Consider the following 8,726-nt stretch of genomic DNA (forward strand, 5'->3'; position numbering starts at 1 on the left):
TTTTTATTCTTACTCATGGGCACCTCTTTTAAGTGTTGAAATTATAACAAGTTAAAAGAGATGACACAGTTATTTAAACACTACCTTACTACTTTAATTATAAGTATTCTCTTTGCTGCGATTCATTTGATTGCCTTGAATAGTTGGAATGTTAGTAGGGAAAAAGCTTTTATAACTTGGACTAAATAGGATTTCCAGATCATTTATATGTTCTTTTGAATTAATTTTCTGTTGCCACGACTGATAAAAAACTTGGATCATACGTTTAAAAAAATTATTTTGATCTTCAATTTTTCCATGGAGATAATCATGCTGAAGACTAAAATCATCCTGTTTTGATAATAAAATAGCGAGCTGATCTTTATCTATTTTTGCATTCAGAAGGCCCACCATACCGAGTCTAAGTTCGAATATCATTTGAGCAATGTTAATTAACGCTGTTTCCTTTTCTGAAACTTTATCCTGAGTAAAATATGATTTAAGAAAGTTTTTTTTCCCTTGTACCCAACCCCATATAGGCAGAAAATTTTCCTAAATCAATAAATCGGTCATCCAAATGAGAATCAGTAAAATCAATTAAAAAGGCTTTATTCTCGTGTAATAAGATGTTTCCGGGGTTTAAATCCAAATGGCAAGAACATAGATTTTCTTGTTTATAATAAAATTCTGCGACTCTATTTAACCAATCCTTAGCATTGAGACAAATTTTTTCTTTCTCTAGCTCATTATTAAAAATTTTTATGAGATACTAAGCTTGCAGGTATTGAGCGATCCATATCCCCCATAAGTTAAGACATTTTTTGTTTACTTGGCTTAAGAAGCAAAACATTGATGACGCTTTTATTCAACCTTATTCAGGCCATGCTAAAAGAGATTCTCTTGAAGTATACTCCAAGTTAAGCCTGGCTGATGCGTGATTTTGCAGCAAAAAAGCATTAAATCAGCATTTTCACTACAACCTATTGATTTTATTAGGACTGCTAGCTAACCTTGCTGCCCTCAAGAGAAGCAGGGTTGCTAAATGACATCAGCAAAAGAACTACCCATTGTCATTGAAAAATCATCTGATGAAGTAGAGCAAATCGTTGCACTGGTGCACTCATCAAACTTACCTGAGGAAAGAAAGCCCTTTGTCATTGGGTGCATTAATCTAGCCTCCTGGATTCCTCACGCACTGGTCGAGCATAAAATCACGGTTTCTAATTTAAAGCGGCTTATCTTTGGCAAAGGAGATAAGACCACTAAACAGCAAGACAAATCTCCAAAGGCAGAACAGAATAACACCGCCACAGAAGAGCCCGTACCCAGCGCATCAAATGACGAGAACCATGAGCCTAAAGAACCCAAATGGCATGGGTGCCTTCCTCATACCGCTTACATCAATGCAAACGAGCACACCATTCCATTGGAGTCCCTGAGTTTTGGGTAACCGTGGCCACTTTACTGTGGTGCAAGCTTTACTCCATCAATCCCGCTATCCTCATTAACATCAAAGGACAAAATCTAGCCTCTGTTGATAAATACTGGATTGAGAAGCTACGATGCGCTTTATGCAATGAAGTCTTTTCAGCCGATATTCCAACTCATGTCCACCAAGAAAAATATCATCCCAGTTTTAAAGCAATCCTGGCCTTATAAAAAATACTACATGGCCATGCCCTTTCATCGGCAAGAGTACGTTCAATCACTCATTGGCTTGCCCATTCCGGCATCTACCCAATGGCAACTGATGGAAGAACTTGCTGGGTGTGCGTTATTGGTATTCCCCGCCTTAGAGATACTCGCGGCTAATGGCTCTTTAATTCATAACGACGATACAGTGAGATACGATTCATCACAACCGACAAAACCCCCATAAAAAACGCACTGGCATTTACACCACAGGAATATTGGCACAAAACGGCGCCCATCAAATAGCGCTCTTTTATAATAGCCAACGTCACTCTGGTGAAAACATGGAGCGTCTTCTTAATAAGCGCCATAAGAATAAAGGAAAAGTCATCCAAATGTGTGATGTGCTAAGCCATAATATTCCAGAGACCCATGACACTATTGTGTGCAACGGCTTATCTCATGGATTTCGTAAGTTTGACGAGTTACAGACATTTTACCCGGAGCACTGTTTGCCCATCATGAAATGGCTTTCAATTCCATTTAAGAGGGATGAGGAGTCAAAACAACTGGGGCATGATGAAGAGCAGCGTCTGGTCTACCACCAGAAGTACAGCTTGCCCGCGATGCTTGAGGCTAAAGAATACATGGAAAGTCTTTTGTCTTCCAAACAAGTCGAACCCAATGAGTCCTTAGGCAAAGTTATTGAGGTTATTGATACCTATAATGAGCTAAACGACCCACACAAATTAATTCTTGAAGAAATTACGAAAATTATACAGGAATCACCAATGAGGATGTAAAAGGCAAAGCCATTGATTGGGATAAGGTACATGCAATGCTGAAACAGTCCCATCTCCTTATTTGCCATAACAGTCGATTTGATAGGAGTTTTTTAGAACTACAAACCCCAGAACAAGTAGGACAACTAGTCGAGAAAAGACCATTTGGCTGTACGCTTCAGGATATAAATTGGCGAAATCGAGGGTATGAAAGCAGCAAATTAGAATACCTTAATTTTAAGTTAGGCTTTTTCTATGAAGGGCATAGGGCTATTATTGATTGTTGGGCAACCTTAAATCTTCTATTACAGGAAGAAGGTGCTTTTGAAGAATTAAAAAACAATGTTAAAACAAAGGAAACCTTATTGTGCGCTGAAAAGGCGGCCTTTGATAAAAAGGATTTATTAAAATTAAGGAATTATCGCTGGTCCGATGGCACAGGTTCGTTGCCAAAATGTTGGTGGTCAATTATTCCTAACGACCAACTATCACATGAAAAGGTATGGCTAGATGAACAAATCTATTGTCGAACAGGTGCTTCAGACTCTTTACGGCAAATGGAAATTACCGCGTTTAAAAGGTATTCATTTCGAGCAGAGCAAGTTTGATTAAAACAGAAGGTTCTTTTTAGGCTACATTGCTGGAGAAAATAAATTTCTAAAAATACATGAACGTCAAGACTGTTTTTTTAGAAATTATTTGTTAATATGTCTGTCCGCAGTTACGTTTTTATTATCACCACAGCTTGTGGATAATTTCTCTAAAATTTATCTTTCATTTGTCAATACTCTCTTTTGATAGTAATTAAATTCCTTTACTGATAAGGGTTCTTATTATTTGGACACTAATAATGCTTGAGCCAACTTATCCACAAAATCTGTGGATAAATCTGTGCATACCTTGTCAAACATCATATAAAGTTAATAGTTAGAATTCTGTCTATAAAATTTGCAAAAACAATCCGAACAAAGTTTAGTAAACGTGCGCTACAGCACCTAGAGGGTGAGCTGCTGGTCTTCCCTGCTTGGATAATAGAATTGATGCCGTCTTTAAACAATTAAATGAATTGCTGCTGCTTAATGATTTAAGACTAGCTAAAATATAGCGCATCATTATGTCCGCAGGACAGCCGTTTCATCAGCTACTTTTTTCAGAAAAAAGTTTTGAGGAGGTCGCAATTAGGCAGGCCTTGTCTTCCTTGGATGTCGAGTTTTATCCGAATCAGCATATTTAAGAGAGTAAAATCTATTGATTTGCAATGCTATGAAATCCATGCATAATTTGTGTTAAAGCCTAGGCATAAGTACATTAGTGTGAAATTTTATGGATAATCTTGACCGATATAAGGTTAAACTACTCGAATCAACAAATGACGTTGTTATCATTACAGATAGCAATATAGAAAACCCTATAATCAAGTATGTAAATAAAGCTTTTGAGAAGCTAACCGGTTTTACGAGGGAAGAAGTAGCTGGTCAAACACCCCGTATTCTTCAGGGCCCAAAAACGGATAAACATACATTAAGATGTATAAAAAGAGCAATGGCACTTAAAAAATCTGTTAGTTATGAGCTTCTTAACTACAGTAAAAGTGGCCAAGAATACTGGTTGGAATTTTCAGTAATTCCGTTATTAAATGTTAATGGTGAAGTTTCTTATTTTGGTGCGATAGAGAGGGATATTACTCAGCAGAAAAATTTGCAGAACAATTTATACGAACTGGCGACCAAGGACTCTCTTACGGGCGCTATTAATCGAAATCGTTTTTATGAAGTGGCTGCTAGTTCTTTTGCCAGTTATTTGAGGGGTAATTGTAATGTTGCGATCATGGTCATTGATATTGATGACTTTAAAACTATTAATGATACCTATGGACATAAAGAAGGTGATGAACAATTAAAGGTAGTTTCATCTGTATGTCTCAATAATATTAGGACGACAGATTATTTATGTCGATTCGGCGGGGATGAGTTCATCTTACTGATTCAAGGGCTGGATGGCAAAGCTTTAAAAAATAAGGCAGATACAATTACTAATGCCATATTAAATAATCAGAAGGCGAAAGTGACTGTAACCATTGGCGCAACCATAGTGGATAAAAAGGATAGTAATATTGATGATTTAATTGTTAGGGCAGACCAGGCATTGTATGAGGCCAAGACAAAAAGGAAAGGGAGCTTCATTATCCTTTAAAGCCTATCTGATAAAGCGCAGGCTTCTCCTATCGGAGGCTAATTTCCCGATTGTTGTTTACTGAAAATTTCGAATATCTGTATGTTTTATAGGAGTGTGCAATCGGAATGCCCTTAAAATAGTCTGTATTGTCATCAAGATCTCTATCATCGCGTCATGTAACAAGGTGGCGATTTTTTTCAAGTACCTAATACCCCTATAAAAACCAACCGCTAACAGCAAAAATTAATAGTTAAATCATTATCATATATTTATCCGAGTACAAAGACAGATATACACAGATAACCTATTAGTACTTTATATAGTCTATTCATAATAAATTCATTATAATCAATTATTTATGACGTGCTAATTAGATTTTCGCAAAAAAGTATTAAAGATAAGAGCAGAAGAAGGATTAAGTTAGAAGCGGTATCTATTCGATTTGGTGTAGGTAAGGCAAGTGTAATGCGTTGGCTTATTGACCTAAAACGCAATAAACCTGCGACAAAAATAGACATGGGCGCTCTTAAAAGGGATGTTGCCTATTATCCAGATAGTTATCAATATGAGCGAGCTGCGCGTTTTAATGTGAGTAAAACAGGGATTCGTTCTGCTTTAATTCGATTAAAATTAAGCTATAAAAAAAACATGGAATAATCCTAAAGCAGATGAGGAAAAGCGCCACTCTTTTCAAAAAAAGATAGCTTCTTATCAAGAAGAAGGAGTCCCCTGATTTACTTGGATGAAAGTGGCTTTGCCCACAATATGCCTCGTACTCATGGGTACTCTCTAAAAGGCACTCGATGTTATGGGCTGCGCGGCTGGGGAGAACGTGGTCGTATTAATGCCATTGGAGCTTTACGGGACAATCAATTACTTACGGTTAGCTTGTTTGAAGGAACAATTAATACGACAACATTTAATAGTTGGGTTGAGCATGATTTGTTGCCCAAATTGCCCAAAAAAGTGTGGTTATCATGGATAATGCTGCTTTTCATAAGGATAAAACGATGCAAGAATAATTAATAAAAGCGGAAGTAACCTTAGACGGATCCTGTGGAAGAACCCCCAAAGGGCCTAAGTAAAAGTGTATTGTAATCCAAATGAACGATATAAAAATATTCTTCTTGAACTTGTATTCATTAAGGACAAAAAATGAGAAAAGGATTAAAAAAAATCGATATTATCGATAGACGTAATACCCCGGTTTTAACTTCTAATTTTGATGGGATAACTTCAGCGTACCGAGAATATCTCGAAGCTAAAAAAATTATTATTACCCATGGTAAAATAAGTGTTGGCATCAGCACTACTCTGGCAAACAATTTTCAATTGTTTACCCAAGCTTTATTTAAAATTAATGATCAGGAGTTTCTCATTGAACGAGAGGGTATGATTACTTTAGGTAATTGTCTCAATCCAAATCATCAATCAACATTAAAAGCCCTGGTCAATAATGAATCAAAATTAGTTGGTAATAATGAAAGAGCAGAACAATTTTGGCTCACAACGGAAGATCGTCAATATTATAGCTAATTCCATATAAAATGCTCATGTACAATATTTATGAAAAAGTTCATTTATAGAACACTGGTGCTGTCTTCTAATTGCTTTAGCCTGGGCCCACTTATGCTCTATGGGATTGAGATCTGGAGAATAGGGAGGAAGAAACTCCAGAGTATGTCCTGCATTGTCGATTAGTTGCTTTGTTGATGCTTTTTTATGAAAAGCTGCATTATCCATAATGATAACACTGTGCGGAGGAAGCTTAGGTAATAAATCTTTCTCAACCCATTCTTCAAATACATCACTATTTATTGTCCCATCAAAAAGACTCACACTGAGTAGCGAATTATCAAGTAATGCACCTATAGCATTAGTGCGTCCACGAGCTCCCCAATCTTGAGTACCATGACAACGCTCTCCTTTGAAAGAGTATCCATGTGTTCTGGGCATATCATGCGCAAATTCACTTTCATCCAGATAAACCAGTGGACGGGAAGTTAACTGGTATCTTTGAATCTTATTCTGGAACAATAATCGCTTTTCGGCGTCTGCTTTTGGATGGGACAATGTTTTTTTTATAGGTGACACCTAGACGTTTCAATGCCCAATATATTCCTGTCTTACTGGCTCCAAGTCGCTTGGCTCGTTCATGATAATAACTATCAGGGTAGATGCTTACATCCGCTTTTAAGGCATCCATATCGATCTTTGTTGCAGGCTTATTACGTGTCTTTTTCGGCTCTAGTCCCTTATTCCAGCGAACTAAACTGGATTTGCTTATTTTAAATCGTAATGAGGTTTCATCATAACTTAACTGTTCTTCTGCTTTTATCTTTAATATATGGCGCCTAAAATCTAAGGAATAAGTCATAAATAATTGATTATATTCAATTTATATGGAATTAGCTATATTATCAAAAAAAATATCAAATTTTTATTGAAGAAATTCAAAATGAAGTTGAAAACAATAATTATCGCTCTCAAGTTCAATATTTAATGTTGGAATTTCCAGGACAGGAGTTAGTGGAAATTTTAAATATGGGGAAAACAGAAGCTTATAAGGAGAAATACGATCGAGGATGTGATTTTCTAAAAAAACAGCAGATTGAAATAAAACCATTTCAATTTCGATTTAACAATCAAGTATTTGGTTCGAATTTAAATAATTTTTATGGAATTATTGCGGAAAGCCTAAAAATAATTTCAAGCTATCCAAAAGAGTTCCAAGATAAATTTCATGTTTTTATATCTACCCTGGAAAAAACACTTTTGCCAGATAAAAAGGTTTTAAAAGCTATTGCAGCTAGTAAAATTATTTCCTCTTATCGCAGTACAAAGACTCAAGAATCAACGGAAGCATTTAGTCAGGTTCTTCTCTATTTGAAAGATGTAACTCCAGAGGCCTGTCTTGAGTATATTAAGAAGAAAGATGATCCACCAAATAATTATTTTCCTAAAAAAGTGTTAAATCTTATTTATTCACATCTTGACAGTTATAAGATTGATACAAGAGCAAGTTATGACTCTATCACGACGCAAATCAAAGCATCCGAAAAGTCTAGAAATCTTCCGGTTACACGTTCAAAAAGCGATGGCTCTCAAACTGACTATTTGACTCAAGAAAAAGAGCAAAAAACTCCGTCAGATATTGCGAATAAAAAAAGGCTACAAAAATTTTTTTCATTACCTAAAAGAACTAGTGAGTCTTCATTATTGATCAGTGATCCTGTTTATAAGTTTGGTAGTACCGATCAATTGTCCCCAGCTTCACTGGCTCCCGGGAAGCAAAAGGAATTTTCAGAACCTTACTCTAGATCAGCAAATACGGAATTAGAGACTAGAAATGAGATTTCCATCAGGAATTCTGAGATTACAAATGCAGAAAATCATCTCTTTTGGAGTTTGAAAAATAAAGATCCATCGACAATTAGTAAGTCAATTGTCTTAGAACAGTCACAAGATTTTATAAAAAAGAAGGCATTATTAGAGGGGGGTACTCAACAAAAATTCAAATTATAAATTTTAGCTAATGATAACTCATTGGTTGCCATTACATTGCTTTTGGCACAAAGCCTGGTCGATTCATCATTAACTCTAGTAGTTTATTTTCTACTTAGGGTTTTTATGAATTAAAGCTTATTCTATATAGGTGTATTTGAGCTAGATAACGTACCTTATCCATCACAAAGAGGCTATAATGGGGGAAAAATAAAAATGAGACCCTATGAATTTCCTGGACGAGCAAAATTCCAAAAATCGAAAGTTTGTGATAGATAAGATTTCCCACCCGTTAGATGTTCATTTTGACACCAATTCACTTTCTGCGTGGTTGTCTTATTATTACTCAGTGCATGTGAAGGGCGCTCCTGAGAAAACTGAACAAGCCAAAATGAAAGATTTATCAAAATTTATAAATTTCTTTCAAATGGAAGTAGGGCATGATTTGGTGGATAGCTGGAGACCGGCTGTTAGCAAGCATTTTCAGAAACATTTATGTAAAACAATTTCTGAAAAAACTGGCAAACCTTATAAAGCTACTTCTATTAATAGAACGATGGCAACAGTTCGTCATGTAGGTCGATGGCTTCATCAACAACGGCCATTATTAGCAGGCGACCCGTTAGCGCAAGTCAAGGATTTACAAACTGATGC

At 36.1% G+C, this 8,726-nt stretch carries 14 protein-coding genes and 1 pseudogene; 11 read left to right on the plus strand and 4 right to left on the minus strand.

Annotation, left to right across the window (positions count from 1 at the left end; all coding sequences use genetic code 11):
• Positions 1-93 precede the first annotated feature (93 nt).
• The gene (locus tag Lbru_RS08655) at positions 94-417 is read right to left on the minus strand and encodes a hypothetical protein (RefSeq protein WP_058441800.1); all 324 of its coding nucleotides are present in this window, start codon (positions 415-417) and stop codon (positions 94-96) included.
• Positions 418-478: 61 nt separating this feature from the next.
• Positions 479-742, minus strand: a complete 264-nt coding sequence (locus tag Lbru_RS18075; RefSeq protein WP_083500878.1) for a phosphotransferase — start codon at positions 740-742, stop codon at positions 479-481.
• 58 nt (positions 743-800) lie between these two features.
• On the opposite strand from Lbru_RS18075, the gene Lbru_RS18080 reads away from it, so the two are divergent.
• From Lbru_RS18080 to Lbru_RS08695, 9 genes are all read left to right on the plus strand, one after another.
• The gene (locus Lbru_RS18080) at positions 801-917 is read left to right on the plus strand and encodes a hypothetical protein (RefSeq protein ID WP_420795319.1); all 117 of its coding nucleotides are present in this window, start codon (positions 801-803) and stop codon (positions 915-917) included.
• A 104-nt stretch (positions 918-1,021) separates the two neighbouring features.
• A complete protein-coding gene (locus Lbru_RS17790) occupies positions 1,022-1,429 on the plus strand; it encodes a hypothetical protein (RefSeq protein WP_238583859.1) in 408 nt (135 codons plus the stop codon).
• A 126-nt stretch (positions 1,430-1,555) separates the two neighbouring features.
• The gene (locus Lbru_RS08665) at positions 1,556-1,858 is read left to right on the plus strand and encodes a hypothetical protein (RefSeq protein WP_058441801.1); all 303 of its coding nucleotides are present in this window, start codon (positions 1,556-1,558) and stop codon (positions 1,856-1,858) included.
• Positions 1,859-1,955: 97 nt separating this feature from the next.
• Entirely contained in the window at positions 1,956-2,414 is a 459-nt protein-coding gene (locus Lbru_RS17795) for a hypothetical protein (RefSeq protein WP_238583860.1), read from the plus strand.
• A gap of 11 nt (positions 2,415-2,425) precedes the next feature.
• Positions 2,426-3,001 (plus strand): hypothetical protein, encoded by a 576-nt coding sequence (locus Lbru_RS17190; RefSeq protein ID WP_238583862.1) that lies wholly within the window; start codon positions 2,426-2,428, stop codon positions 2,999-3,001.
• Positions 3,002-3,716: 715 nt separating this feature from the next.
• Complete coding sequence (locus Lbru_RS08680; protein WP_058441803.1) at positions 3,717-4,586, plus strand: sensor domain-containing diguanylate cyclase; 870 nt, start codon at positions 3,717-3,719, stop codon at positions 4,584-4,586.
• 345 nt (positions 4,587-4,931) lie between these two features.
• The gene (locus tag Lbru_RS08685; RefSeq protein ID WP_238583861.1) at positions 4,932-5,225 is read left to right on the plus strand and encodes an IS630 transposase-related protein; all 294 of its coding nucleotides are present in this window, start codon (positions 4,932-4,934) and stop codon (positions 5,223-5,225) included.
• Between the two features lie 81 nt (positions 5,226-5,306).
• Positions 5,307-5,594, plus strand: coding sequence for a transposase (locus Lbru_RS08690; RefSeq protein WP_131793639.1), 288 nt, complete (start codon positions 5,307-5,309; stop codon positions 5,592-5,594).
• A 129-nt stretch (positions 5,595-5,723) separates the two neighbouring features.
• A complete protein-coding gene (locus tag Lbru_RS08695) occupies positions 5,724-6,104 on the plus strand; it encodes a hypothetical protein (RefSeq protein WP_058441804.1) in 381 nt (126 codons plus the stop codon).
• A 15-nt stretch (positions 6,105-6,119) separates the two neighbouring features.
• Here Lbru_RS08695 and Lbru_RS08700 read toward each other — a convergent pair whose 3' ends face one another.
• On the minus strand, positions 6,120-6,662 hold the full coding sequence (locus tag Lbru_RS08700) for an IS630 family transposase (protein WP_202967547.1): 543 nt from the start codon (positions 6,660-6,662) through the stop codon (positions 6,120-6,122).
• A complete protein-coding gene (locus Lbru_RS08705) occupies positions 6,592-6,945 on the minus strand; it encodes an IS630 transposase-related protein (protein ID WP_058441805.1) in 354 nt (117 codons plus the stop codon). Before Lbru_RS08705 ends, Lbru_RS08700 begins: the two co-directional genes overlap by 71 nt.
• Before the next feature lie 152 nt (positions 6,946-7,097).
• Here Lbru_RS08705 and Lbru_RS08710 point away from each other — a divergent pair, with 152 nt between their 5' ends.
• Positions 7,098-8,093, plus strand: a complete 996-nt coding sequence (locus Lbru_RS08710) for a hypothetical protein (RefSeq protein ID WP_131793638.1) — start codon at positions 7,098-7,100, stop codon at positions 8,091-8,093.
• A 205-nt stretch (positions 8,094-8,298) separates the two neighbouring features.
• Positions 8,299-8,726: pseudogene (locus Lbru_RS08715) on the plus strand (tyrosine-type recombinase/integrase); the annotation flags it as partial.

Source organism: Legionella brunensis (assembly GCF_001467025.1).
Classification (GTDB): Bacteria; Pseudomonadota; Gammaproteobacteria; order Legionellales; family Legionellaceae; genus Tatlockia; species Tatlockia brunensis.

Bases quoted from the DNA above. Each gene is read 5' to 3' on its own strand.
- Lbru_RS08655 (WP_058441800.1), bottom strand. From the start codon at position 417: ATGATATTCGAACTTAGACTCGGTATGGTGGGCCTTCTGAATGCAAAA.
- Lbru_RS17790 (WP_238583859.1), top strand. From the start codon at position 1,022: ATGACATCAGCAAAAGAACTACCCATTGTCATTGAAAAATCATCTGAT.
- Lbru_RS08665 (WP_058441801.1), top strand. From the start codon at position 1,556: ATGAAGTCTTTTCAGCCGATATTCCAACTCATGTCCACCAAGAAAAAT.
- Lbru_RS17795 (WP_238583860.1), top strand. From the start codon at position 1,956: ATGGAGCGTCTTCTTAATAAGCGCCATAAGAATAAAGGAAAAGTCATC.
- Lbru_RS08680 (WP_058441803.1), top strand. From the start codon at position 3,717: ATGGATAATCTTGACCGATATAAGGTTAAACTACTCGAATCAACAAAT.
- Lbru_RS08695 (WP_058441804.1), top strand. From the start codon at position 5,724: ATGAGAAAAGGATTAAAAAAAATCGATATTATCGATAGACGTAATACC.
- Lbru_RS08705 (WP_058441805.1), bottom strand. From the start codon at position 6,945: ATGACTTATTCCTTAGATTTTAGGCGCCATATATTAAAGATAAAAGCA.